Annotated in this window: 30 protein-coding genes and 1 riboswitch; of the genes, 12 read left to right on the top strand and 18 right to left on the bottom strand. The window is 53.6% G+C overall.

Annotated features, from left to right (window positions below):
* Genes pduU through pduA form a run of 18 tightly spaced genes read right to left on the bottom strand, consistent with a single transcriptional unit; the run spans position 1 to position 14,145 of the window.
* Entirely contained in the window at positions 1–351 is a 351-nt protein-coding gene (gene pduU / locus OGV94_RS07900; protein ID WP_003030198.1) for a propanediol utilization microcompartment protein PduU, read from the bottom strand.
* Positions 351–905, bottom strand: coding sequence for a propanediol utilization microcompartment protein PduT (pduT, locus tag OGV94_RS07895; protein ID WP_200007723.1), 555 nt, complete (start codon positions 903–905; stop codon positions 351–353). The genes pduU and pduT overlap by 1 nt, the downstream gene beginning before the upstream one ends.
* Positions 906–907: 2 nt before the next feature.
* Complete coding sequence (pduS, locus tag OGV94_RS07890; protein WP_100194520.1) at positions 908–2,263, bottom strand: cobalamin reductase PduS; 1,356 nt, start codon at positions 2,261–2,263, stop codon at positions 908–910.
* The gene (locus OGV94_RS07885) at positions 2,260–3,372 is read right to left on the bottom strand and encodes a 1-propanol dehydrogenase PduQ (RefSeq protein ID WP_200007721.1); all 1,113 of its coding nucleotides are present in this window, start codon (positions 3,370–3,372) and stop codon (positions 2,260–2,262) included. Before OGV94_RS07885 ends, pduS begins: the two co-directional genes overlap by 4 nt.
* A 10-nt stretch (positions 3,373–3,382) precedes the next feature.
* Positions 3,383–4,768, bottom strand: coding sequence for a CoA-acylating propionaldehyde dehydrogenase PduP (gene pduP / locus OGV94_RS07880; protein ID WP_200007719.1), 1,386 nt, complete (start codon positions 4,766–4,768; stop codon positions 3,383–3,385).
* Positions 4,765–5,772, bottom strand: coding sequence for a two-domain cob(I)yrinic acid a,c-diamide adenosyltransferase PduO (gene pduO / locus OGV94_RS07875; protein ID WP_043016831.1), 1,008 nt, complete (start codon positions 5,770–5,772; stop codon positions 4,765–4,767). Before pduO ends, pduP begins: the two co-directional genes overlap by 4 nt.
* A gap of 8 nt (positions 5,773–5,780) precedes the next feature.
* The gene (locus OGV94_RS07870; RefSeq protein ID WP_043016830.1) at positions 5,781–6,056 is read right to left on the bottom strand and encodes a EutN/CcmL family microcompartment protein; all 276 of its coding nucleotides are present in this window, start codon (positions 6,054–6,056) and stop codon (positions 5,781–5,783) included.
* 3 nt (positions 6,057–6,059) lie between these two features.
* On the bottom strand, positions 6,060–6,551 hold the full coding sequence (gene pduM, locus OGV94_RS07865) for a microcompartment protein PduM (RefSeq protein ID WP_087051372.1): 492 nt from the start codon (positions 6,549–6,551) through the stop codon (positions 6,060–6,062).
* Complete coding sequence (locus tag OGV94_RS07860; protein WP_043016828.1) at positions 6,548–7,180, bottom strand: phosphate propanoyltransferase; 633 nt, start codon at positions 7,178–7,180, stop codon at positions 6,548–6,550. Before OGV94_RS07860 ends, pduM begins: the two co-directional genes overlap by 4 nt.
* Positions 7,180–7,644, bottom strand: coding sequence for a BMC domain-containing protein (locus tag OGV94_RS07855; RefSeq protein ID WP_075145986.1), 465 nt, complete (start codon positions 7,642–7,644; stop codon positions 7,180–7,182). Before OGV94_RS07855 ends, OGV94_RS07860 begins: the two co-directional genes overlap by 1 nt.
* A 23-nt stretch (positions 7,645–7,667) precedes the next feature.
* On the bottom strand, positions 7,668–7,943 hold the full coding sequence (gene pduJ, locus OGV94_RS07850) for a propanediol utilization microcompartment protein PduJ (protein WP_001057752.1): 276 nt from the start codon (positions 7,941–7,943) through the stop codon (positions 7,668–7,670).
* Between the two features lie 19 nt (positions 7,944–7,962).
* Positions 7,963–8,313 (bottom strand): glycerol dehydratase reactivase beta/small subunit family protein, encoded by a 351-nt coding sequence (locus OGV94_RS07845; protein WP_043016826.1) that lies wholly within the window; start codon positions 8,311–8,313, stop codon positions 7,963–7,965.
* A complete protein-coding gene (locus OGV94_RS07840) occupies positions 8,303–10,135 on the bottom strand; it encodes a diol dehydratase reactivase subunit alpha (protein ID WP_075145987.1) in 1,833 nt (610 codons plus the stop codon). The genes OGV94_RS07845 and OGV94_RS07840 overlap by 11 nt, the downstream gene beginning before the upstream one ends.
* A gap of 15 nt (positions 10,136–10,150) precedes the next feature.
* Positions 10,151–10,669: a propanediol dehydratase small subunit PduE gene (gene pduE, locus OGV94_RS07835; protein WP_043016824.1), complete on the bottom strand. Its 519-nt coding sequence runs from the start codon at positions 10,667–10,669 to the stop codon at positions 10,151–10,153.
* Between the two features lie 14 nt (positions 10,670–10,683).
* Positions 10,684–11,358, bottom strand: coding sequence for a propanediol dehydratase medium subunit PduD (gene pduD / locus OGV94_RS07830; protein WP_043016823.1), 675 nt, complete (start codon positions 11,356–11,358; stop codon positions 10,684–10,686).
* A 10-nt stretch (positions 11,359–11,368) separates the two neighbouring features.
* Entirely contained in the window at positions 11,369–13,033 is a 1,665-nt protein-coding gene (gene pduC, locus OGV94_RS07825) for a propanediol dehydratase large subunit PduC (protein WP_003030249.1), read from the bottom strand.
* A gap of 18 nt (positions 13,034–13,051) precedes the next feature.
* On the bottom strand, positions 13,052–13,864 hold the full coding sequence (pduB, locus tag OGV94_RS07820; protein WP_003834129.1) for a propanediol utilization microcompartment protein PduB: 813 nt from the start codon (positions 13,862–13,864) through the stop codon (positions 13,052–13,054).
* The gene (gene pduA, locus OGV94_RS07815; RefSeq protein ID WP_003030255.1) at positions 13,864–14,145 is read right to left on the bottom strand and encodes a propanediol utilization microcompartment protein PduA; all 282 of its coding nucleotides are present in this window, start codon (positions 14,143–14,145) and stop codon (positions 13,864–13,866) included. The genes pduB and pduA overlap by 1 nt, the downstream gene beginning before the upstream one ends.
* Positions 14,146–14,669: 524 nt before the next feature.
* Here pduA and pduF point away from each other — a divergent pair.
* From pduF to OGV94_RS07755, 12 genes are all read left to right on the top strand, one after another.
* Positions 14,670–15,479, top strand: coding sequence for a propanediol diffusion facilitator PduF (pduF, locus tag OGV94_RS07810; RefSeq protein WP_043016822.1), 810 nt, complete (start codon positions 14,670–14,672; stop codon positions 15,477–15,479).
* Between the two features lie 201 nt (positions 15,480–15,680).
* Positions 15,681–16,592, top strand: coding sequence for a transcriptional regulator PocR (pocR, locus tag OGV94_RS07805; protein WP_043016821.1), 912 nt, complete (start codon positions 15,681–15,683; stop codon positions 16,590–16,592).
* A 332-nt stretch (positions 16,593–16,924) separates the two neighbouring features.
* A riboswitch (cobalamin riboswitch) is annotated at positions 16,925–17,099 on the top strand.
* A gap of 88 nt (positions 17,100–17,187) precedes the next feature.
* Positions 17,188–18,567, top strand: a complete 1,380-nt coding sequence (locus tag OGV94_RS07800) for a cobyrinic acid a,c-diamide synthase CobB (protein ID WP_199994422.1) — start codon at positions 17,188–17,190, stop codon at positions 18,565–18,567.
* Positions 18,564–19,523, top strand: coding sequence for an adenosylcobinamide-phosphate synthase CbiB (cbiB, locus tag OGV94_RS07795; protein ID WP_220771882.1), 960 nt, complete (start codon positions 18,564–18,566; stop codon positions 19,521–19,523). Before OGV94_RS07800 ends, cbiB begins: the two co-directional genes overlap by 4 nt.
* Before the next feature lie 10 nt (positions 19,524–19,533).
* Positions 19,534–20,166 (top strand): cobalt-precorrin-8 methylmutase, encoded by a 633-nt coding sequence (locus tag OGV94_RS07790; RefSeq protein WP_008785140.1) that lies wholly within the window; start codon positions 19,534–19,536, stop codon positions 20,164–20,166.
* Positions 20,163–21,299 carry a cobalt-precorrin-5B (C(1))-methyltransferase CbiD gene (gene cbiD / locus OGV94_RS07785; RefSeq protein WP_043016817.1) on the top strand — a complete coding sequence of 379 codons (1,137 nt, stop codon included), beginning with the start codon at positions 20,163–20,165 and terminating at the stop codon, positions 21,297–21,299. Before OGV94_RS07790 ends, cbiD begins: the two co-directional genes overlap by 4 nt.
* Entirely contained in the window at positions 21,293–21,898 is a 606-nt protein-coding gene (locus OGV94_RS07780; RefSeq protein ID WP_181231299.1) for a cobalt-precorrin-7 (C(5))-methyltransferase, read from the top strand. Before cbiD ends, OGV94_RS07780 begins: the two co-directional genes overlap by 7 nt.
* Entirely contained in the window at positions 21,888–22,457 is a 570-nt protein-coding gene (locus OGV94_RS07775) for a decarboxylating cobalt-precorrin-6B (C(15))-methyltransferase (protein ID WP_043016815.1), read from the top strand. The genes OGV94_RS07780 and OGV94_RS07775 overlap by 11 nt, the downstream gene beginning before the upstream one ends.
* Complete coding sequence (locus tag OGV94_RS07770) at positions 22,450–23,223, top strand: cobalt-precorrin-4 methyltransferase (protein WP_043016814.1); 774 nt, start codon at positions 22,450–22,452, stop codon at positions 23,221–23,223. Before OGV94_RS07775 ends, OGV94_RS07770 begins: the two co-directional genes overlap by 8 nt.
* Positions 23,204–24,259: a cobalt-precorrin 5A hydrolase gene (gene cbiG / locus OGV94_RS07765; RefSeq protein ID WP_043016813.1), complete on the top strand. Its 1,056-nt coding sequence runs from the start codon at positions 23,204–23,206 to the stop codon at positions 24,257–24,259. The genes OGV94_RS07770 and cbiG overlap by 20 nt, the downstream gene beginning before the upstream one ends.
* Entirely contained in the window at positions 24,259–24,984 is a 726-nt protein-coding gene (locus OGV94_RS07760) for a precorrin-3B C(17)-methyltransferase (RefSeq protein ID WP_003030278.1), read from the top strand. The genes cbiG and OGV94_RS07760 overlap by 1 nt, the downstream gene beginning before the upstream one ends.
* Positions 24,981–25,766, top strand: a complete 786-nt coding sequence (locus OGV94_RS07755) for a cobalt-precorrin-6A reductase (RefSeq protein WP_047410264.1) — start codon at positions 24,981–24,983, stop codon at positions 25,764–25,766. Before OGV94_RS07760 ends, OGV94_RS07755 begins: the two co-directional genes overlap by 4 nt.
* Positions 25,767–25,774 lie beyond the last annotated feature (8 nt).

Genomic DNA, 25,774 nt, shown 5'->3' with positions numbered 1-25,774 from the left:
TTACGTCCGGGTGATGGGGCAAGCGGTAAAACGCATCATTTCGCCCAGCGTTCGGGTTACCTGTTTCAGCGCGTACTCAACGGCGGAAACATCGCCAGTCAGTACCACCGCGCCGGTAAACCGGTCGAGAAAACCAATCTCTACCGCCCCGGATTTCGTGGCGATATCACAGGCGATGATTGAGGCTTCGCTAGGGGTAATGGTCAGAATACCGATTGCGGAAACTGAATCTGGTAATCCCAGTTTCTTGAACAAATCTTTACCTGGATTGGCGATAAGATGCGCCAGCGTGACCTGCTTGCCTGGAACATATTCCTGAATCATTCGATCCGTGGTGGGTTGTCTTTCCATTATCCCTCCACCATTTGTCGCCACATGCTTTCATGCGGGCGAGGTATGACCGAGCGGTAAACCAGCAGGCCTTTTTCACCCGCACTTTCACTGGCAACCGTTACCGCGTTATTCACATCCGACACATCGCCGGCAACGACCATGTAGCACTTGCCGCCAATACCAAATGCCATATGGACGCGAACCAGCGTGACGTTAGAGGCTTTAACCGCCCGGTCGGCGGCGCAGATGCAGGCAGCAACGCTCCATGTTTCGACAATGCCAACTGCCTGACGCTTATCCACGCTGTTTAGTCCGCTGATTGCGGGAAGTACGCTGGTATGAATGTTGGGGAGTACCAAACTGTCAACGAGCATTTCGCCAGCCAGAGATGTTCCAGTGGCTATCGCCTGTTGTACGGCACCTACGTCACCACCGAGCATGAGCAGAAATTTTCCCGGGCAGATGGTCTTGCTGACCAGTAAATTCACATTCGCGCTTTTTAACATGGCATCGCCAGCTTCCATTCCTTTGGCAATGCTGGTGAGTTCTAAAATCCCTATAGCCTGAGACATGATTAACCTCTAATTACCGTGATGGACTGCTCAGTGATTTCGCTGACAATACCGTCAATACTGGCGTGAACAGGCGCGCCTAATGCACCGGACGGCACATCGGCAACGCATTGACCGCGAACAACGCGTTCACCTTGCTGTACACATGGGGTGGCGCTGGCGCCAATATGCTGGCGTAGCAACAGCGTCGTTTTATCGGTGGAATAATCAGTCTCAGCCAGTGGCGCGTCGTGATACCAGTCGCTAAGACCCAGTTTGGTGATAAGGCGTTTAACCGGGATCAGCCGGTACTTCGCCATTTCATCCTCAGGATTTAGCGGCCCTTCATATCGATGGTTGAGAGCCCGCAGCTCGCGTTTAAGCATGCGGTTGATTCGCATCGGTGATATCCCAACCGGACAGGCTACGCTTTCACACACATTGCATTCGGAACAGGTCAGGGCTGTGAGCAGCAGTTGCGGCGTGGCCGCCTGCTGATAATTCACCGCACGAACCAACAGGTGCGGGGATAATTCATGGCCGATCAAATGCCTTGGGCACAAATCCGTACACAAACGGCACTGCTCGCAAACGGTTTTTGCTACAGAAAGCACAGTGCGTTCATCCTGCATCCGCCGCTGAATCAACGCATGAGACTTAGGCAAAACCAGCAGGCCTCCGGTGGTCTTGCTGACTGGGGTATCCAGTGAAGTAATCAGGCCGCCCATCATCGGACCACCGTTGATAAAGCCGGGATCGTCAACGGTTGCGCCGCCGGCCAACGCCAGAACATCACGTAAAGACATTCCGATAGGGACAGTGAGGGTGATTGGTTTGGCGACTGCGCCGTTAACGGTCAGGGTACGACGCGTAACGGCGTACTGTTGCTCAACTGCTCTCGCGATGTTGAGCACGGTCTGGACGTTATTGACTACTACGCCGACGCTAACAGGCAACGCGGCAGGCGGAACTCTCCGACCTGTTGCCATCCAGATGGTCAGAACCTCATCACCTGCCGGGTAGACATCAGGCAAAATATGTAAGCGGATCCCGGCAGGCAGAAGGGGCGTTAACGCCTTGATCGCTTTTTGGTATTTCTCTTTGAGCGCAATAATTCCGACACTGGCTCCGGTAGCCGTCATGGCATATTGAACGCCGCGGATAAGTCGCTCAGCCTGGACGGCCATTAACTGCTGGTCAACTTTCAGCATTGGCTCACATTCCGCCGCATTGACCAGAAATGTATCGACCTGCGCCTGTAATTTTACGTGAGCAGGAAAGCCCGCGCCTCCTGCCCCGACAACACCCGCTGCGCGAACGCGTTCGCGAATTGTCTGCGCATCATAAAGCGTGGACTCTGCCGTCATGGCTGTCTTCATAATAATTCCTCAAGCAGTTCCTGCATGGCGCTGGCGTCGGCAACACGCGGATTGGTTTGCAGGGTGACGTCAGCCAGCGCGGCCTGAACCATCGACGGTATACGTTGTGACCAGGCTTGCTTTCCGTCTTTAAGCGCGTCAACAAAAGAAGGTAACGCACACTGTTTTTTGAGTAGCTCGATATGACGAATAAGCGCATTCAATGCCGCTGTATCGTTCGCGCTATCCGGGCATAAGTGACAGGCTTTAGCGAAACGGGCATAGCGCTTAGCAGCCCGCGGATCGCGGGCATTAAAATGAATGACATGGGTCAGCAGCAGCGCATTGGCAAGTCCGTGCGGCAGATGAAACTGACCGCCCAACTGATGGGCAATCGCATGATTGATCCCCAGTCCAGCCTGACTGAATGCCATTCCCGCGAGCGTTGAGGCGTTGTGCATTTTCCCTCTGGTTGCCAGGCATTCGCCTTTACTGACGGCGACAGGCAGGTACTGGAAGACTATTTGTGCCGCTTTTTCAGCCAGCGCGTCAGTGAAGTCGCTGGCTTTTGTGGACACGTAAGCCTCCAGCGCATGCGTTAACACGTCCATGCCGGTATTTGCGGTTATGGCTGGCGGAACGCTGACGACCAGCGTCGGATCAAGGATGGCCATGTCCGGATAAAGCGCATTATTGAATAATGGATATTTAATGCCTTTATCCGGATCGCTAATCACGCAGGCGCTGGTGACTTCCGAACCTGTGCCGCTGGTGGTAGGGATAGCGACACAGGTTTCAATTTCAATACCGAACTGTCGGCTGAACCAGACGATGGCTTTTGCAGCGTCCAGTGCTGAGCCGCCACCAAAACCAATGACGACATCTGGTCGCAGGGACTGCATTTGCGCAATCCCATATACTACCGTGTTAATGGTAGGATCGGGAGTGATGTCGCTGAAAATGCTGATGCGGTTATCCGCTGGCAGAGCGTCGCGCAGCTTTTCAATCAGGGGGGAGCGCGCGAGAAAACCATCGCAGATGATCCAGATATGCTTATTCGTGAAGCGCTTGAGCACATCCAGACTTCCCTGGCCGCTGTACAATCGAGTTTGCAGTGAAAAGCTTTTCATAACGGCCCCATTAGCGAATAGAAAAACCGTTTGTCAGCACGCAACGACGAGAGCGTGCGAAAGTGCGCGCAGATGTTGTTCCTTCGCCAGTTGGCGTCGCAATGGTGAAAGTAGTAAAGCCTTCACCACCCACGCCAATCCCGGCGTAAGAGGGGCCATTTTTCACAAAGATGGAGGTCTGAAGCGTGCGCGCGGCAAGGTTCAAACGTGACACATTCTGCGAATGCATAATGGCGGTGTGATGCAATCCCTCTTCAACCTTGAGGGCCAACGTTAACGCGCTGTCAAAATCGCTCACCGTGACGACAGGGAGCATTGGCATCAGTTGCTCGCTGGTCACCCACGGGTCGTCAGCCTTGACGATGCCTATCAGTAATCGAGGCGCTTTTGCCGGAACCGATATTCCTGCTGCTTCCAGTAAGATTGCCGGGCTTTTACCCACCAGTTTTTTATTGGCCACGCCTTCTGGCAGACAGGCTGCGCGCAGTTTGTCTACCTCTTCTTTATTGAGTAGCATCGCGCCAAAAGACTGCATTTGTTGAACCAGTCGTTCAGCAACAGCATCAACAACAATCAGGCTCTTCTCAGCAATGCAGGGGAGGTTGTAATCAAAGGATGCGCCATTGATGATATCTTCCGCCGCCTTAACCAGGTCGGCCGTTTCATCAACAATGCAGGGCGGATTCCCTGCGCCTGCGCCAATGACTTTCTTCCCGCTTTTCATGCCCATAGCAACAATGCCTGGACCACCGGTAATCGCCAGAACTGCGATTTTAGGGTGCGCCATCATCTGCTGGGTAGCCTCAAAAGTGGGTTCTGTGACCGTGACGACAAGATTGCGAATCCCGCAGCAACGGAAAGCAATATCTTCAATCATGGCAATCAGCTTCAGTGAGACTGCTTTAGCACCCGGATGCGGGCTAAAATAAACGCTATTTCCCGCAGCCAGCATACTGATGCTGTTGTTAATAATGGTTTCCGTCGGGTTGGTGCTTGGGGCGACGGAGCCAATTACGCCAAATGGAGAATACTCAAATAACACCATGCCGCCGTCGCCGGTTAGCGCCGTGGTGGTGAGATCTTCGATACCCGGGGTGTTGTCCAGCGCGGCTTTATTTTTAAGGAACTTATCCTCTTTGTTGCCCATTCCCGTTTCGGCAGCGCTCTCAGCGGCCAGTGAAGCAAGATGAGGCGTCAGTTCTTCGCGCAGGGCGTTTATGATGGCGCTGCGGGTTTTCAATGGACATTGCTGGTAACGCAGAAAAGCCTGATGAGCGGCATCGATCGCTTCGCCAACGGACGGAAAAATTCCGTTATTTTTAACGTCTGTTTTTGCCGGGGCGAGTTGTTCACTCAAAATGTTACGAATAAGGGTTTCAAGTTCTGAAGTATTCATTGATGTGTTCTCACGTTAATCGCCGCAATGGCCGTTTCTGCAATGTCCATATCCTGCTCAACGCTTCCCCCGCTGATGCCAAGACCCCCAAGGAGTAAACCCTCACGCCATAAAGCGTACCCGCCACCAAAGGTGACGACTTTTCCCTGCATATGGCTTTCCAGACCGTAAAGCGCGGCGCCTGGTTGTACCTCTGATGTCAACTCATGCGTGGCGGTTTTCATCGCCACGGCAGTCCAGGCTTTCTTCGGCGCCAGTTCGCTACTGACGAGTAATGCGTCAGGCATGCGCCAGGCCACCGTTTGGGTCCCGTTCGCATCGACAATGCTGATGACGACCGGAACCTGGAGTTCTTCTGCTCTCGTTACCGCAGCGCAAGTGAGTTGGTGGAGTTCCTGAAAAGACAGAGACATAGCCGGCTCCCTCGTGGCTGAAGTACGGATGGCGGCAAGATAGCGCTCCGCCACCTTCTGAATAATGTCGTTTTGATGGGCGTCATGATCTTCTGCACGTGCAAGCGCATATAAACAGTCGGACAGGCGATTGATATAACGCATTAGCACGTGTCTGACGGCGATCTCGGTGGAGAGCTCGACCAGTCGCCTCTCTGCGCGACGAGCCAGCGTGCGGGCAAAATGCAGACGGCTGGCGGCTTCACTGCGGCCAGGTAAGATAAAGCTGCGCAGGGGAGGTACCCTGCCCATTGCGGTATCGATGGCGGCTTCCAGTGCTGCAATTTCTTCCGAGCTGATATAACGCTGCTCTGGCGTTGGTTCTTCGCTTTCGCTTGCCAGCTCGGCGCTGAACCAAAAAAGCTGCAGTTGAATGTTTTCAAGTAACTGGCGGTGCTGCGGGTTTTTCGCCGCGCAAACGCACAGGCTAAGCGCCGCATTAAGTTCATCCAGCGTACCGTAAGCCTCGACGCGCGGGTGCGTTTTGCTCACGCGTTGCCCGGTAAAAAGGGCCGTTGTGCCAGCATCGCCGGTGCGGGTATAAATCGCCATAGTTCCTCCTAACGAGAAAGCGTGTCGACAATGCCGACGATAGCCAGGTCGATGGCCTCATTAGGGCCAGAAAAAACGTGTCTGGCGCTGGAGCCGCTGCTGAGCAATACCAGTTCGCCGGTACCCGCGCCGACGGAATCAACGGCGACTTCATCTCCGCTTAGCGGGGATGCGGGAAGCTCTCCGTCAGCACTCACCCGACGTACCAGCAGCAGTTTCTTCCCCACCAGCGATGGAGATTTTTGCGTGGAAACCACAACGCCTGTAACCCGTGCCAGATGCATAGTTCACTCCTGCTTAATTAATTGAACATTTCGCGTACTGACCGCTTCCTGAGCCAGGGCCGTCACGACACATCGGCGGCGTAGCACCAGTACGCCACCTTTCAATTGGGCAACGTCGGCATAGCTGAGAAGTTTGTCAGGATGCAAAAAAATGATTCGCCCCAGCTCGTCACTGAACTCCAGCGGCAGACGCGCGAGTTTTTTCACGGGGATCGCGGGTAACAATCGATGATGTAGTGAAATTTTCACGCGGACTCCGCATGCCAGCGCCTCGTGAATGGTTACCACCGGCGCATTGGCTGAGCAATCCTCGGCAATTTGCTGCAACAATGGCAGGTCGACCTGCAGGAGGTGGATCGCCGAGTACTGGCAGCATACTTTCCGTGAATCGAGTTCCCGTAACTGCGCGACGCTAAGAGTGAGCGTGCTTTCCGCGCGTTTTTTTAATCGGGAAACAACCTCCTCGATAATGCGTTGCAGCAGTTCGTTGTTCATCGTGGGCTCACCAGTGTGGCAAATGCCTGCGGATTATCAGCACCTGCAGCATTGGCTTCGTCTGTATCGATATGCATCTCAAGGCGCATATCCGGCGAAACGCGTACGGCGACGTTATCGAAAATCAGTCGACGTTCATCGCCATTAATGGCGACCGAGACTTTATCGCCATGGGATACGCGCAGGATCAGGGCATCGAGAGGCGACATATGGATATGCCGTTGGGCGACAATTACCCCGGATGCTAAGTCCAGCTCAGCAAATGGGCTGACGAGGCGAACGCCAGGCGTGCCCTTGATATTGCCTGACATCCGCAACGGAGCAGCAATTCCCAGCGTGCGGGCGTCGGTACGGGAAATTTCGACCTGACTGGTGCTACGCAGTGGGCCGAGTAGACGCACATTTTTTAACTGGCCTTTTGGCCCCACCAGCGTGACGGTTTGCTCTGCTGCATATTGTCCGGGCTGCAGCAGCTCTTTTTTCTCACTAATAGGGTGATTGGGAAACAAGCGACCGTAATCTTCAGCGCACAGATGAATATGACGATTAGAGATCCCAAGCGGAATCGGGCGCTCGCGCATTTCATCCAGAACCTTAGCGACCGTTGTTTCCAGTTGCTGTTTATCCATTACGCTTCACCTCGTTTGCCAGAGTGCAGACAAAGAGTGCGCGGCTCGCCCTTTTGACGAGGGCAGGCAGGATCAAGACACAGATTGCAGCTAATCAGCTCGGCATCTTGCGGCGCTTCAGGTGCTGCCGGGTCTACAAGCATCTCTTCATGCGCTACGGCTGGAGTGGGTTCGGGTGTAGGTTCAGACTCCTGGGTAACGCTATGTGACAGGATACCGTCCCCTGGTCTGGATATGACTTTGTGGGCCACCAGTCCGTCACGTTGTTCAGCGAAACTGACACCAGTGGAAATGGCCGCCTGAACGGAGGCCACATCCCCGATTATCTTGATCACCGTCCAGCCTGAGCCGTTGGTTTTTTCGAGGCCCACCAGCGTGATGGAGGCGGCTTTCGCCATGACGTCCGCGCAACTGATGGCTAATGCCAGACCACTAACTTCAAGTAATCCCAGTGATTGCTTCACGCTGTGCTCCTTGGTTTTAACGCTTATGCGGATTTAGGTAAAATGGCTTCAACGTCGCTGTGCGGACGCGGGATAACGTGGCAGGATTTCACCTCACCAACGGCGCTTGCCGCTGCGCTTCCGGCATCTACGGCAGCTTTTACCGCGCCGACATCGCCGCGAACCATAACGGTGATCAGGCCTGAGCCGATTTTTTCGTAACCAACCAACTGCACGTTTGCGGATTTCACCATGGCATCAGCGGCTTCAATAGCGCCGACAAGCCCTTTTGTTTCAACCAGTCCCAGTGCGTTATTCATACTGCTTTTCTCCTGTGGGTTATGAGTGGCATTCCCGGAACGGAATGCCTTTAACCAGCCGCGCAGCGTTATTACCAATGCTGCGACGAGCGTGGTTATCTTGTTGATACGTCAGCGTAAAAAGTGGCGCTGATGTGGGTAAGTTTTTGTAGTGCACGACCAGTTTTTCGCGACTGCAGCCAATGCCAACCAGCAATGGCGATTGGCAGGCAGCCAGCCATGCGTTGTGGATAACGTCAGTTGATTGGCTCTCCTGGATGACAAAGGGGATTCCTTCTTCTTCAATACCCAGCAGCACATCACTCCAGACGTCAGCGCAGCCAGCAGTGGTGAAAATTACAATGGCGGGCGTGGTGAGATTACTTTCCATGAGCGAACGCCTTGTACCAGGAGAGAATCAGCCCGGTCGCAACCGCATTGCGTGGACCTTCGGTGCCACGAATGTTGCCGCGCCCGGCAACCAGGCGATAATGTGCCAGCGCATCGGTGACCAGCTGTGGAACTTCGAAGTCCAGCGATGAGCCGCCAACCAGTACCACAAAGGGAATATCCCGAATGTTCCCGGTCGGACTCACCTGACGTAGCGCTCTGAGCGCGTTGGTAACGAAAACGCGTTCTTTCGCGCTGCGGCGGATGGCCCGTACTTTCTCCAGCGCCAGTTCGCCTGGCAGTGGCACCAGTTCATCGGGTTTTACTACACACACGCGGGCAAAAACCGTTGGTGGGAGAGGCGTGGGGAAGAACTGGACGCTGCCATCTTCGTGGCGAAGATGGAATAAGCTTTCGACTTTTGCCAGCGGGTACTTTTTGATCTCTTCAGCGAGATAACGGTCATCCAGCCCCAGTTCACGGGCAATGATCATCGTGACCATATCGCCCGCGCCCGCCAGATGTGTGGCAATAATTTCGCCTTTCGGGTTGATGATGGAGGCGTCAGTCGATCCCGCGCCGAGATCCAGAATGGCCAGCGGGCGCGTCGTACCTGGGGTGGTTAGGGCTCCCAGAATGGCCGCTTCGGCTTCGGCGCCGCCAACCTGGACATCAATGTTGAGCTTTTGCGTGATTTCCTGGGCAATCATCGCCATTTGCAGGCGGTCTGATTTCACCATGGAGGCAATGCCGACGGCCTGTTCAAGGGAGAACTCACCGGCCAGGCCACCTGTCACGCTGACGGGAACCGAGGTATCGACCGCCAGCAGATCCTGAATAAAAATTTCGTGGCTGGGTTTGTTGGTTAATTCAGCCATTGTCTGGCGCACATGCTCCAGCATGCCGCCAATATTGGTGCCAGCCTCTCCGGTGACGTTATCCAGTTTCGGGCATTCACCGACCGCTTTCATAATCGCTTCAGCGCCAGCTGCAACGTCGACACGTACAGTACGACCTTGCGACTGTAGCTCCAGATTTCCGGCGGGAATAGCTCGTGCTTTCACATCGCCTGACGGTGTTTTCACCACCACGGCAGAGCGGTTGCCGATCAGCGCCCGCGCCATCGGGACAATGTTTTTAGTCTCCTCGGCATTGAGGCCAAAGACGGTTGCAATCCCGTAGGGGTTAGAAAGCGTTTCAATAACCTTTCCTGGGACCGCGACCTCAATGGCAGCCAGCATACCCAGAGGGATGCGGTCGATATGAAGGACTTCATCGACGATGGGCAGAGGTTGAGTCAGACGATTACTAACCAGAACGCCATCGTCCTGCTGCAAAATAACGCCAGTCAACTGATATCCGGCACGGACGGAAGCATTAATCATCGTGGCGACATCGGCGAAATCAAATGCCGATGACACCACCAGAATGTAGGGCGTATCCGCCGGGCGACTGAGCAGGTCTTCCGGCGTAATCGTGATGCCTACGCCTAACCCGACGCCGCCCGGCGTTTTGGGGTTATGGCCGATCATGGTGGATTCAGTGATGATGGTTTCGGTTATCGTTTCCATCGCCACGTCGCCAATGACCGGGGTGGCTTCGTTAATACGGATGAGCGAAATATCGCTGACATTGATACCGGCGTTTTTTGCCGCCAGCGTAAGCGCCTCCTGGATGCCAAACACATTACGTAATGTGCCCTTAATCCCGGTGGTTTCTGCCAGTGCGCTGCCGGTGATGCTCAGCGTGCCAGACTCATCCAGGGTTGCCAGAGCAACTTCCGTTGATGAGTTGCCTATGTCAATGCCAGCTATATATCGCATGATCCTGTCCCTGAGTTAGTCGTCGCCTTTGAGTTTTTTACGCTCAACGTACAGCGCTGCCGCTTCACGAACGAAAGCTGCACAGATCTTGGCCTGATAACGATTTTCGAGATCGTCGGCGATGGCCATCAGCTCATCTTTCGTTGAGCGGTACGGGCGCAGCGCGTTGTAGATCTCAAGAATGCGATCGTCAGGAACAGCAGTTAGCTCAGCGGCGCGCTCGAAGTTCATCGCCAGCCTGTCACGTCCGGCATCTTTGGCGATTTCTGCCTGCAGGCGCAGTGTTTCAGGGGTGATGCGCATGTCCTGCGCCGTCACCTTGTTGCTCAGAACATTTTCAAGCGTGAAATCATCCAGAGTTTTGTTGGTTGCGGTTTTTACCCACTCAGGATGTTTATTCGCGAGAGGGTAATCCGTGACTTTCGCGGTATGTGTTGATGAGCTCGCCGCAGCAGGCGTTACGGACTCGCCTTGCAGGCTGTTCATCCGGCTCAGCACATCCCGAACCATCGATTCAATTGCATCGGTATTCATGGAGTTATCCTTTATTAAAGCGCCACGCGCAGTTCCTGCGGGTTTTTGCCCGTCACGACGTATTTAGTCTCTTTTATGTGCAGAATGGCCGATTTCGCCTGGTACTTAGGGCGAGCCATCTGATCATTCAGAGTAGGGACCGGCTGCGGAGATTCACGCTTGGCATAACGCGCGGCGTTTTTACCGATCTGGCGATAGGTTTCCAGCGTCAGAAGCGGTGCCTGAGGGAACAGCTCCAGGTTTGAAAGCGGCGGTAACCCCTGCTGGTGGATAACCGTGGTGCCTTTTGACTGGATGCCGATAGAGATCCCGGAACCGCTCAGACGGTTACCCTCAACGGCGACAAACGCCACATCGGAGGATTTAAAGCAGCGTATAACACGCGCTTTAATACCTTCTTCTTCAATACCGGCAATCACTTCTCGCAAGATATTCTTATGCGGGATCCCTACGATATTGACGGTTTGCGACAGTCCAAACGCCGGACCTACGGCAATTATCACTTCGTCCTGCTGCTGGCCTTGTTTGGCTTCGCCAATCTCGGTCAGAAAGCTGTCTCCTTGTTCCGCAGCAGCCTGTGGTGCGCTAGCCGTTGTCGATGCGCGGAATGAGACAGGTTTGTCGCTGGTTTGCATTTCAGACAGTACGTCTTCAATTATCTGGCGCAGCAGCTTTTCATTGATTTCCATTTTTCACCCCTTAGCCAAGTTCGTTGGGATCAAGTGCGCCAGGGATGTTTTTGATCTCTTCCCAGCGTTCGCCTTGCAGGCGATAACCTGTTGCCGGACCGGCATAGTCGTTGACGTCATTTACCGCGGATAGCACCTGTCCGTCGCCAACGATAATGGCGGAGGTATGCAGATAATCCCCGGTTAACTTGGCTTTCTGGATGTTGAGCATGTCCTGAGCGACATCGGTAAACCCGCCCTGAGCAAGGGCTTTCACCACTTCCAGACCGTTACGGTTTTTATTGATGATCTCTTGCGCAAACTTGATGTCTTCAACGATGTTTCGCTCCGGCATATCTTTCGAACCGTGGGCGTAGGTCGCAGCTTCCACTTCTTCATCAGTGATTGGCGGTAATCCCATTCCAGCAAAGACGGCCTGTAGTGCGCGCGCCGCTTTATTACGAATGGCGATAACGTCTTCTTCACGAACCGGACGCAGACCCCCATCTACCTTGAGGTCACGCTGGAGAACGTTGTAGTCGTCAAAATCTTCGGCATCCTCGTTCGAACCCGCAAACATGTTGTCGTAGTTCGGTACCGCGGAATAACCGGAAGAGATGAAGTCAGTACCCGGCAGGAACTGCATCAACAGGCGGGCAGTACGACGCATATCCGAGTGGGTAAAGGTTTGGTCGTTGCTGGAAGCACATTCCAGATCCAGAGAAGAGCAGATCAGGTTTTCAGCAAGCACAGCACGAATGCCTGATGGCACCGCGGAAGGCACGCCGATGCAGCTTACTGAACCATTTTGTAAACCCTGTACGCCAGCGGCTTTGGTGATGTAAATACAGCGGGCTTCCAGATAAAGCATCGATTTGCCTTCGGCGTAACCCATCTGAACTTCTGAGCCTGAGCCGGAGGTAAAGCGCATCTTCAGGCCACGTGAGGCGTAGGAAGAGGCGAGGAAGCCTTTCGACCATGGTGTATCGTCGCCGTCGGTAAAGACGGGCTCAGTACCATAGACGGAGATGGTTTCCGCGTAGCAGGTGTGGCCTAGCATGCCGAGTTTAAGTTCGGTTGCTTCTTCCAGCGAGCACTGGGTTAATACGCCAGGGCGTCCAACCTGTGAGCCGACTAACAGCGCAATGGCGTTAAATGGCGCATAACGCGCAACGGCAACGGTTGTTTCCTGTTCGTCAAACCCGCGCCATGCGCCTTCAGCAGCATCAGCGGCAATCTGCACCGGGTTATCTTTAACGTTAGTAACGTGCGCCTGTTGAGATGGTGTACGACGCGCACGCATTTTCTGCATGGCCATCATCATCTCAACGACGTTCATATGGGACACCACTTCGACAATTTTTGCCGGCGTCATTGCGGTGGTCAGCGGCACAATGTCTTTGCGCTTCACGTTAGGGTCGCAAAGCATATTGGCAAGTTTTACCGAGTCCATCGCCATGACTTCTTCAGCGCGTGCCAGGTTAATGCCATAGCGGGCAATAAAATGGTCAATCAAGTCAAATTCACTGGCGGATTTACCGTCCAGTTCAGTGACTGTACCGTTGACGATTTTAATCGACGGCTTGGGGTCGTTCGGGCTTTCCATCGCAATGAAGCCTTCTTCGATCCACTCCTTAACGAAGCCATCCTGATTCACAGGGCGCTTCGCCAGTGCTTCAAATCTTTTCGATCTCATGAATCAGCCTCACTGATATCAGATGTAGGACGGACGATCGTTTTTCGGTTCTGAGCCGAGGGTCCCGAGAACGGTTTTACCGATTTCACGGGCGGAGATAACGGCCTGGCGAACAGCGCCGGAATCACCTGAAATGACCAGGATGGCTTCGTTACTGAAGCTGGTTCCATGGGCTGGGGAGCTGTAGGCCACAACTTCCACATTGGCGGATTTCAGCGCGGTATCAGCCATCAGGACACCAACGGATGCTGGCGCGCCGACGATAACGCCACAGGCACGGCCAATCGGTGCGCCAAAGGCTTTTTCAAGTGCGTAGCTGGCGCGTGCGGTGTACTGCATTTCGATGTGACCGGCTTCGTTGGCATAAACATCGCCAAAGGTGCGATCCAGCTCTTTCAGCGCAACTTCAATGCCGCGTTTCACGTCGGAAACATCGTTGCCGCCGAGAATAATCAGCGAGCCGTGTCCTGCGCCGCCTTTGGTATCACGTGGTAACTCAATACTGACGACTTCAGTATTTGTTGCTTTTACCGCTTCATCGGCGGCCATGATGTGAGGACCCGCACCAGTACGTGCGCCGAGGATGCCAATGGAGCGATACCGTTTTTCAAGTTTCATCGCGTCCAGGAGGGCACTGTCTACGTTGGCGATTACCAGACCGACGGTGTCGCCAATCGCAGTACCGACAAACTCCGTTAAACTGCAGCTTTTCTCTGCCATAGCCGTTTCTCGTGTTGGAGGATTATTTTCAGGGATAGCCTGCTGTTCCGGCGTTGCCACACGAGCAATCACCTGCGCCATGATCTGTTCAACCAGCTCATTGCTGCTCATTAGCTAATTCCCTTCGGTAAGATTTTTTCTACATCGGTATGAGGGCGTGGGATGACGTGTACGGCTTTCACTTCTCCCACGTTACGGGCTGCGGCGGCACCTGCATCTGTTGCTGCTTTGACTGCACCGACATCGCCGCGGACAATAACTGTTACCAGCCCCGAACCAATTTTTTCGTAGCCGACCAGCATTACATTGGCTGACTTCACCATTGCATCTGCGGCCTCTATGGCTGCAGTCAAGCCTTTGGTTTCTACCATTCCTAACGCTTCTTGTTGCATAAAGACCTCGCCTGGGTTGTCCCGATTTTCATGACTATAAAAAGAAGCGAGGAAAAAGAATGGCTGAGTTGAAAGTAAGAGTGAAAAAATAGTGAGGATACGGTGATATAAAATTGCTGTGTTTTATTGTATATGGTTGTTTTATATTGTTATTTTATTTTTTTATGATGTGATTATTTGGTTATGTCAATTCCATATTTACACTTTTCTGAGTGACAGTTTAAATATCATTTGCTATGCGGAAAAATGAAATTGTGATGATGGTTTGAAAACGGAATTCTGCTATTAGCAATATTTTATTATTTTGAAAATGTGCTTTTAATAGGGTGAGTCCTCGTTTTATCACCTGTTTTAATAAAGGTGATAGCAAGAATTTGCTATCGCAGCACGATTTTAAAAATCATACCACTCGCAGATTGCCAACAATTTGCCGACATGCCTTTTTATAGTAAGCCTTGAAGTATTCTACTTGCCAGCAAGGAGTCCGCTGGTAAAGACACGAACTCTGCTTAGAAGGTGTCACAATGAACGATTCACTAAAAGCACAATGCATTGCTGAGTTTTTGGGTACCGGGCTGTTTTTATTTTTTGGTATTGGATGCCTGAGTGCCCTGAAAGTCGCGGGTGCCAGCCTGGGATTGTGGGAAATCTGCATCATATGGGGACTGGGGATCTCGCTTGCAGTCTATCTGACTGCCGGGATATCTGGCGCGCATCTCAACCCTGCTATCACTATTGCTCTGTGGCTGTTTGCCTGTTTTCCGGGGCGTAAAGTTTTACCTTACTCCGTGGCACAGGTTGCGGGTGCCTTCGGTGGCGCACTGCTGGGTTATTTGCTCTACGGCAGTCTGTTTACCGAGTATGAATCGGCCCACCAGATGGTGCGCGGTAGTCTGGAAAGCCTGCAACTTGCCAGCATTTTTAGTACGTATCCTGCAGCGGCGCTCAGCGTATGGCAGGCCGCGTTAGTCGAAGTGGTGATTACCTCCATTCTTATGGGAATGATCATGGCGCTGACTGATGATGGTAACGGTGTTCCTAAAGGTCCGTTGGCACCATTGCTGATTGGTATTCTGGTCGCTGTTATCGGCGCATCCACCGGTCCGCTTACCGGATTTGCAATGAATCCGGCGCGTGATTTTGGTCCTAAATTGTTTGCCTGGATGGCCGGATGGGGAGATGTTGCGATGACAGGTGGACGTGATATTCCTTATTTTATCGTGCCGATTGTCGCCCCTATCATCGGTGCTTGCGCGGGCGCAGCAATTTATCGTTATTTTATTGGCAAAAATTTACCGTGTAATACGTGTAAGCTGGAGGAAAATGAGAGCTAGCTTCACAGAAGAAGTTTATTTTTGAAAGGTAAAAACTGTTTTCGTGATCCGGTTTCCTGAACCGCTGAAAAAGTCTCCCAACAATGGGAGACTTTTGTTATGTTCAATGATGACTTTCATCATTGCTCAGGATGGCAGGATGAAAATGAATGTGAATAATATGTTTTGTTTATAACAATAAATTAACTGAGAGGTTTTATCATGATTTCTGCGAGTGCCCTGAACTCAGAACTCATTAATAAAATCGCACAGGATTTTGCGCAGGCCACCAGTCTGGCCGTTGTGGTTGTCAATATTCACGGTGATGAAATTTCTGAGCTTTTTAATTTCACCCCATTTTGCCAGTTGATGCGCCAGCATCCGCAGCACAGTACCCGCTGTCGTATGAGCGATCGCTGTGGGGGACTGGAAGCTTCGAAATCCGATCAACCCTGCATCTATCGCTGTCACGCCGGGCTTACCGATTTCTCAATTCCGCTGGTCATTGCGGGACACCTGGTAGGGTTTGTGCTTTGTGGACAAGTCCGCTTAAGTAATGATGTCGGTCTGGTTGATATTCTGAATGTAGATGATCGCTGGCAAGCGGATCCCGAGCTGGTCAGTGAATTTCGTAATGTACCGGAGATGGACTATTCGCGAGTCATCGCTTCTGCGGATCTTCTCAAACTCATTGTAGAAAATTGTCTTAAGAAACAACTTAATTTTGTTGTTATCAAGGATAATCCGCAGCAGTCAGAGCCGGTTCGTGCGAACCGCAGTACCAACCCTCACGACAGTAAAATGAAAAAAGCTCTGCGCTATATTGATGCGCATTTATCAGACGAATTGCGTCTGGAGGATGTTGCCTCTCATGTTTTCCTGAGTCCTTACTATTTCAGTAAATTGTTCAAAAAATATCAGGGTATCGGTTTTAACGCATGGGTAAACCAGCAGAGAATGGCCAGTGCCAAAGAGTTGCTTTGTCACAGTGACTGGAGTATTGCCAGCATTGCGCGTAATTTGGGCTTCTCGCAAACCAGTTATTTTTGCAAAGTTTTCCGTCAAACGTATCAGGTTACGCCGCAGGCATTTCGCCAGCAAATTAATGTCATTTCACGTAGTGAATCCGCCTAGATAGCAATATTTTGCTATTGCCGATTTTTGATATAGGGCGCTATGTCAGTCATTATAAAATGAAAAGTAACGACACCAGTCAATAAATTGTCATAGCGCAACAAATTAATGGTATCAGAGGGATAAACTGCACCAGTTTTTATTTTTGTGATGAGATACAGTGTCTGTGTGAATGACTTTCTTTATTCTTTACTGACGCTTTCATTCAAAGTTTGAACATATGAATAAGTGGGTTTAGGCCAGATAATTGGCTGAATGAACCCGGAAAGATATTAAATTGAATTATTGTCATGAGGTTGTGAATTTACCTCATAACAGAGAGCTTAATTAACCAGGCTCTTGAACTGACAGGTTTGCCACATTTGTGGTAGGGAAGGGGGTGAGAATCCCCCGCAGCCCCCGCTGCTGTGATGCTGACGACCCCGTATGGACCACTGATCGCAAGATTGGGAAGGACGGGTGAGGATGACGCTAAGCCAGAAGACCTGCCTGTCAGTGACTACCAACAACTTCGGTGGGAAGTGGGTGGTTCAGATGCATACAGTCGAGAGACTGGGTATCTCTACACCCCTACCACCCTGAACAGGATCAGGGTATGGCGGCCAATTTTCACGCATTTGTTCTTGCAGGTACCGGAAGCGGCTGTGGTAAAACCACGGTGACGCTGGGCTTGTTGAGCTTGTTGAAAAAACGCGGTATACGCGTCCAGCCTTGCAAAGTGGGTCCTGATTACCTTGATACCGGCTGGCATACAGCGGTATGCGGTACTGCTTCGCGCAATCTTGATAGCTTCATGCTTCCCGTCCCCACGTTGAACGCTCTATTCTGCGAGCAAATGCAACATGCGGAAATCGCGGTGATTGAAGGTGTTATGGGGCTGTATGACGGTTATGGCACCGACCCAAATTACTGCAGCACCGCCGCGATGGCCAAACAGTTAGGCTGCCCGGTTATCTTACTGGTTGATGGCAAAGCCGTTTCCACCTCGATCGCCGCGACGGTAATGGGATTTCAACATTTTGATCCAACCCTGAACATCGCCGGCGTCATTGTTAACCGGGTCAACAGCGAATCGCATTACCAGCTCCTGAAAGTGGCGATTGAGCGTTACTGCGATGTCCCCGTATTGGGTTATGTTCCCCGAATGGAAGGCGTTGCGCTTCCTGAACGGCATCTGGGTTTGGTTACCGCACGCGAGTCGGTTATTAACCAGCAGCCGTGGCAGGAGTTTGCCGCGACGCTGGAGCAAACTCTTGATATCGATGCGCTGCTGAAATTAAGCCAGTTAACCAACCTTCCCACTGGTGAATGGCCAGCGTTGCCTGCCGCAGACGCCGGAGCAGGGCTAACGCTTGCCATCGCCGATGACGAAGCGTTCAACTTCTACTACCCGGATAACATCACGCTCCTTGCGCGCGCAGGGCTTAAGATTGTTCGTTTTAGCCCGTTGCACGACACCAGCTTACCCGATTGTCAGATGGTCTGGTTAGGTGGCGGATATCCTGAGTTACATGCTGCGACGCTGGCTCGCAATGTTTCGATGCTTAGCCAACTGCGGGCAGCGCATCAGCGGGGTGTCGCGATTTATGCCGAGTGCGGGGGATTGATGTATCTCGGCAGTTCGCTGGAGGATAGCCACGGCGATACCTGGCTGATGGCGGATATCATTCCCGGTCACAGCAAAATGGGGAAACGTCTGACCCGATTTGGCTACTGTGAAGCGCAGGCCACACAGCAAACATTGTTAGCCGCAGAAGGCGAAGTGCTGCGCGGACATGAATTCCACTACTCCGATTTTACCCCTGAAACGCCAGCGGTGATGAACTGTCGCAAAGTGCGCGATGGCAAAACGCTGCAAGCCTGGTCTGGCGGCTGGCAGGTCGGAAACACCTTCGCCAGCTATCTACACGTTCATTTTGCTCAACGTCCGCAGATGCTCAACCATTGGCTGGCAGCCGCGAGGAGTGCGCTATGACGATCCTCGCGTGGTGTGTTGCCTGGCTGCTTGATTATATCATCGGCGATCCGCAGAACTGGCCACATCCGGTGCGCTGGATTGGCAATCTGGTTTCTGCGGTGCAGCGAGTTGTTCGGCGTTACTGCCATAGCGACCGCGCGCTATGTATCGGCGGCGCGGTGATGTGGATTGTGGTGGTCGGTCTGACCTGGATAGTGTCCTGGGGAGTGCTGGCGCTGGCGCAATCTATTCATCCCTGGCTTGGTTGGGTGGTGGAGGTTTGGATGATCTTTACCGTGCTGGCCGGGCGCTGTCTGGCAAACGCGGCGCAGGATGTCGAACGTCCGCTACGTGCCGGTAATCTTGCCGCAAGTCGTGAAAAATTGTCATGGATTGTGGGACGCGATACCTCGCAATTACAACCTCAGCAGATCAATCGCGGCGTAGTAGAAACCGTGGCTGAAAACACTGTCGACGGCATCATCGCGCCGCTGTTTTTCCTCTTTCTCGGCGGTGCGCCTCTGGCGATGGCCTACAAAGCGGTAAACACCCTTGACTCCATGGTGGGCTACAAACATGAGAAATACCGCGCTATCGGTATGGTCAGCGCCCGCCTGGACGATGTCGCAAATTATATCCCTGCGAGGCTGAGCTGGCTGCTGCTGGGCGCAGCGGCGTTTTTATGCCGCCAGGATGGCGCGCGTGCGTTGCAGATTGGCTGGCGCGATCGCTACAACCACAGCAGCCCAAACTGTGCGTGGTCGGAAGCATCCGTTGCCGGCGCATTAGGAATTCGGCTGGGTGGTCCAAATGACTACTTTGGCGAGCGCGTTGAGAAACCGTGGATCGGTGATGCACAACGTGACATTTCGGTAGACGACATTTCCCATACGATTCGATTGATGTGGGTGGCATCGACGCTGGCACTGGCGCTGTTTATTGCGCTGCGATGCCTGCTGGTCGGTGTAGCCTGAGGACAACACAATGCAATATATCCAGCAACCCCAGGCGATTGAGGCCAAAAGTTTCGACATTATTGGCGAGATCATCCGTGAAACCCGCCCGGACTATCAGTTTGCCAGTCCGTTACATGAAGCCATTATCAAGCGGGTCATTCACACGACGGCGGATTTCGACTGGCTGGACATTCTGTGGTTTTCCAGTGATGTGCTGGAGCAGTTTTGTGCGGCGCTTAGCCGTTCGAGCGTGATTTATACCGACACCACGATGGCGCTTTCCGGGATCAATAAAACGCTGTTGGCAAAATTCGGCGGTGAATGCCGCTGCTACATCAGCGACCCGCGCGTCGTACGTACGGCAAAAGAGCAGGGTATTACCCGGTCCATGGCGGCCGTCGACATTGCGGTGAAGGAAGAAGGGGAAAAGCTGTTTGTCTTTGGCAACGCGCCGACAGCGCTGTTTCGCCTGCTAGAGCATGATGTAGCCGTCAGCGGTGTGGTTGGTGTACCGGTCGGGTTCGTTGGCGCAGAAGAGTCGAAAGATGCCCTGACCCAAAGCAATTTGCCCGCCATTGCAGCGCTAGGTCGCAAAGGGGGAAGTAATGTCGCTGCCGCTATCGTCAACGCCATGCTTTATCACATGCAGGGGGCGCGATGAGCGAGGCCTTCGATACGCCGGTTTGGCACAACGGTAAAGCGTTGCGTAAAGGATATACCACGGGATCGTGCGCGACGGCGGCTGCAAAAGTGGCAGCGCTGATGGTACTGCGCCAACACCTGATCCATCAGGTTTCCATTGTCACGCCTTCCGGTGTGACGCTGTGCCTGAACGTGGAGTCGCCGCATATCGAAGGACAGCAGGCGATAGCGGCCATCCGCAAAGACGGTGGCGATGATGTGGACGCCACCCACGGCATGCTGATTTTTGCCCGCGTGACGTTAAACGATAGTAAAGAGATAACCCTTCAGGGCGGGGAAGGCGTTGGCACGGTAACCCGCAAAGGGATTGGCCTGCCGGTGGGGAGTTCGGCGATTAACCGCACACCTCGCCAGACCATTGAGTCTGCGGTACGTGAGGCGATTGGGCCGAATCGTGGAGCGCAGATTGAAATCTTCGCGCCGGAAGGTGAAGAGCGGGCGCAAAAAACCTACAACTCCCGCCTTGGTATTCTGGGCGGCATTTCGATTATCGGCACTACGGGGATCGTCACGCCGATGTCGGAAGAGAGCTGGAAACGTTCACTGTCGCTGGAGCTGGAAATTAAGCGAGCGGCGGGGCTGGAGCGTGTCGTACTGGTGCCTGGAAACCACGGCGAGCGTTTTGTGCGCGAACAGATGGGGATCGACACTCAGGTGGTGGTCACCATGAGCAACTTTGTCGGCTATATGATTGAAGAAGCCGTACGTCTTGGATTCCGGCAAATCGTACTGGTGGGACACCCAGGCAAGCTCGTCAAAATTGCGGCGGGGATCTTCCATACCCACAGCCATATTGCCGATGCCCGCATGGAAACACTGGTGGCCCACCTCGCATTACTTGGCGCGCCGCTGGAACTGCTGACGCTGGTCAGCGACTGCGATACCACCGAGGCGGCGATGGAACACATCGAAGCATACGGTTTTCAGCACATTTATAACCATCTGGCTAAGCGCATCTGTATGCGCGTCCTGCAAACGCTGCGCTTTACCAAAAATCCCCCGACCTGCGACGCCATCATGTTTTCTTTTGATAATCAGGTGCTTGGCAGTAATCGCCCGGTCGCAGAAATTGCTGAGGAGATGCAATGTTAACCGTTGTAGGGATGGGGCCCGCCGGTTTGCATTTAATGACGCCTGCGGCGCGTGAAGCGGTCGCAGAGGCTGATGTTCTGGTCGGTGGAAAGCGGCATTTGCAGCAATTCCCGGATTTTACCGGTGAACAGTTTGCTCTTGGCGCCAATATCACGGAACTCCTGAATTGGATCAGCGCGCACCAGGAACAACACATTGTGGTGCTGGCGTCTGGCGATCCGCTGTTTTACGGCATCGGGACGCGCATGGTGGGCCATTTCGGTATTGAAAATGTACGCATTATTCCCGGCATTAGCGCGGTGCAGTACCTGTGCGCTCAGTCCGGCATTGATATGAACGATATGTGGCTGACCAGTAGCCATGGTCGTAGCGTCTGTTTTGATGAACTGGCGCGACATAACAAGGTGGCGATGGTGACAGATACGCTGTGCGGCCCACGGGAAATTGCACAACAGCTTATCGCACGAGGCAAGGGACATCGCTGGATGGTGATTGGCGAAAACCTGGCGATGGAAAACGAACGGATCCATTTCCTGCCTGTGAGTGAAGTTAACGCCGACTATGACATGAATGCAGTGGTGATCCTCGATGAAAGATGAGCTGTTTCTACGTGGAGAGAAAGTGCCGATGACCAAAGAAGCGGTACGCGCACTTGCCCTCTCAAAACTTGAATTACACCGCGCCAGTCACCTGATTGATATTGGTGCCGGAACCGGCAGCGTGTCGATAGAAGCTGCGCTGCAATACCCTGGATTGCGCGTGACGGCAATCGAGCGTAACCCGGCGGCGCTCAGATTGCTGGATGAAAACCGCCAGCATTTTGCCTGTGCAAACATCGACATTTTTCCTGGCGTTGCGCCAATGACCATCGCGGAAAAAGCCGATGCCATTTTTATGGGCGGCAGCGGCGGCCATTTGACCGAACTGATTGACTGGTCAATGCGTCAATTACATCCCGCCGGGCGGCTGGTGATGACGTTCATCCTCCAGGAAAACCTCAACACCGCGCTGGCGCATCTGGACCATCTTGGCGTACAGGGAGTGGATTGCCTGCAGTTACAGGTTTCCTCGCTTGCCACGCTTGGCAGTGGTCACTATTTCAAACCGAATAACCCCGTATTTGTTATCGCCTGTCAGAAGGAAGGAAACCATGTCTGAGATTTTTGATCCCCGTAGCGTGTGGTTTGTTGGCGCAGGTCCTGGCGATCGCGAGCTGATTACCCTCAAAGGTTACCGGTTGCTACAGCAGGCGCAGGTTGTTATCTACGCCGGATCGCTGATTAACACGGAACTACTGGAATATTGCCCTGCCGGCGCTGAATGTCACGACAGCGCTGAACTGCATCTGGAACAGATCCTCGACCTGATGGAAGCCGGAGTGAAAGCGGGTAAGACCGTTGTCCGCCTGCAAACCGGCGATGTTTCGCTGTACGGTTCCGTGCGCGAGCAGGGCGAGGAGTTGACCAAACGCGGGATCGACTGGCAGGTGGTGCCTGGCGTTAGCGCATTCCTTGGCGCGGCGGCGGAGCTGGGCGTTGAGTATACCGTGCCTGAGGTTTCGCAGAGCCTGATCATTACTCGCCTTGAAGGACGCACGCCGGTACCGGAACGTGAACAGTTGGAGTCTTTTGCCAGTCACCAGACATCTATGGCGATTTATCTGTCCGTCCAGCGTATTCATCGGGTAGCGGAGCGTTTGATTGAAGGCGGTTATCCGGCGACCACGGCAGTGGCGGTGATCTACAAGGCCACCTGGCCAGAAAGCCAGACCGTGCGCGGTACCCTGGCGGATATTGGCGACAAGGTTCGCGATGCGGGCATCCGTAAAACGGCCCTTATTCTGGTCGGTAATTTCCTGGGCTCGGAGTATCACTACTCCAAACTCTATGCGGCGGACTTTAGCCATGAATACCGTAAAGCCTGAATCTATTGCGCTTTTTTGCCTGACCCCCGGCGGCGTTGTGCTGGCGAAACGTCTGGCGGCCATGCTGCCGGTCACCTGTTTTACCAGTGAAAAGCTGCTGGAAGAGGGGTTTGTTCCTTTCGAAAACGGCTTTGCGAATACCGCCCGCGAAGCGTTTGCGAATTACTCGGCGCTGATTTTTATCGGGGCGACCGGCATTGCGGTCCGCGTGTTGGCCCCACTGGTCAACGACAAATTTTGCGATCCGGCTGTGGTGGTCATTGATGAACGTGCCCAGCATGTCATCAGCCTGCTCTCCGGTCACGCAGGGGGCGCGAATGCGCTGGCGCGTTATCTGGCGGGCATGTTGGGCGCAGACCCGGTTATCACTACGGCGACGGATGTGAACGATATGGCGGCACTGGATACGCTGGCATTTCAACTGAATGCCCGGATGAGTGATTTCCGTTCGGCGGTCAAGATCGTTAATCAGATGCTGGTCAGCAATAAGCGAGTTGGACTGTGGTGGGATGACGAACTGACGCAGGATGTCAGCCATTGCGACCGGCGCGGTTTTATCACGGTCACCGATCTCAACCAGCTACCTGAACTGGATGCGCTGGTGTGTATCACCTTACGCACCAATTTACCCGATCTGCCTGTTCCGCACTGGAAGCTGGTGCCGCAGCGTGTGGTGGCCGGAATTGGTTGTCGTCGTGACACGCCGTTCCCGCTGCTGGCCGCGCTGCTAGCCCGCCAACTTGAAGCCCAGCAGCTCGACCCGCTGGCGCTAAAAGCGATTGGCAGTATCACGCTGAAAAAAGATGAACAGGGACTTATCCAGCTGGCTTCGTGCTGTCGCGTTCCTTTCGAAACCTTTACTGCTGACGCCCTGCGTGAGCATGAGCACCGTTTTCCGGCCTCATCGTTTGTGCGCAAAACGGTGGGTACAGGAAGCGTTTCTGGTCCTGCAGCCTGGCTGTTGAGCCACGGAAAACTGTTAGGCGAGACCCTGCGAGAACAGGGCGTCACTATCACTTTGGGAGTTTCACACTGATGTTAAGCGTAATTGGAATTGGCCCTGGCTCGCAGGCAATGATGACCATGGAAGCCGTTGAAGCATTGCAGGCAGCGGAAATCATCGTTGGCTATAAAACCTACACCCATCTGGTAAAAGCGTTCACTGGCGACAAGCAGGTGATCAAAACCGGGATGTGCAAAGAGATTGAACGCTGCCAGGCGGCTATCGAGCTGGCGCAGGCGGGTCACAATGTGGCGCTGATCAGCAGCGGAGACGCGGGGATTTACGGTATGGCTGGGCTGGTGCTCGAACTGGTCAGCAAGCAAAAGCTGGACGTTGAGGTCAGGTTAATCCCTGGCATGACCGCCAGTATTGCCGCCGCCTCTTTGCTGGGCGCGCCGCTGATGCACGACTTTTGCCACATCAGCTTAAGCGATCTGTTAACGCCGTGGCCGGTCATCGAAAAACGTATCGTTGCCGCCGGCGAAGCAGATTTTGTTATCTGTTTCTACAACCCGCGCAGTCGGGGACGCGAAGGTCATCTGGCGCGTGCATTTGAACTGCTGTCTGCCAGCAAAAGCGCGCAAACGCCGGTCGGTATTGTGAAGTCAGCCGGACGTAAAAAGCAGGAAAAATGGCTGACCACTCTTGGCGAAATGGACTTTGAACCGGTTGATATGACCAGTCTTGTGATCGTTGGCAACAAAACCACCTATGTTCAGGACGGCCTGATGATCACGCCACGAGGTTATGTGCTGTGAATTATGGTGATGTGCTGGTCATGGGCGGTACCAGCGATGCGCGCATGCTGTGCCAGCAACTGGATGCGGCAAACGTGGCTTACACCCTGTCGGTTGCAACCCCAACGGGGAAACAGCTGGCGGGAGATATTAAAGGCCAGGTGCGCTGCGGACGTCTGGAACGTGAACAAATGATTGCCTGGCTGCAGGAAAATCAGACGCGCTGGGTGATCGACGCCTCGCATCCGTATGCCGAGGTGGTGAGCCGCAACATCATGAGCGCTTGCGAAGCCGCGGGCGTATTGCTGAGCCGCTATCAGCGTCCTGAGCAGTTGCGCGGTTTAACCCACCCGCAGTTGTATACCGTACAGAGTATTCAGCAAGCGTGCGAGGTGGCTCGACGCTTCGGCGATCGCGTGCTGCTGACGACCGGCAGTAAAGATCTGGCTATTTGGCGCGAAGGGTTGCCTGAAAAAACGCTGCTGGCGCGCGTGCTGCCTGTACCTGAAGTCATTCAGCAATGCGCGGATCTTGGGTTTGGCGTCGGTGAAATATTCGCATTGTGCGGGCCGTTTAGCGCCGAGTTCAACGCTGCGTTTTATCGCCAGTGTCAGGCTGATGTGGTGATCACCAAAGCATCAGGCGCGGAAGGTGGTTATCAGGAAAAAGTTCAACCCTGTCTGGATGCCGGTATCCCCTGCATCGTGATTACACGTCCGGCACCGTTGGTGACGGGAGATGAGTTACTGGAAAGTCAGGCCGCCTTTGGGGCGCGTTTAACGCGCTGGCTGGCCGCTGCTTAAGGAGTTAG

The sequence above is a fragment of the Citrobacter sp. Ce006 genome, assembly GCF_030336535.1.
Taxonomy (GTDB): Bacteria; Pseudomonadota; Gammaproteobacteria; order Enterobacterales; family Enterobacteriaceae; genus Citrobacter; species Citrobacter europaeus.
Note: the sequence above shows the minus strand (reverse complement) of the source record. Positions and strands in the feature narration are given on the sequence as shown.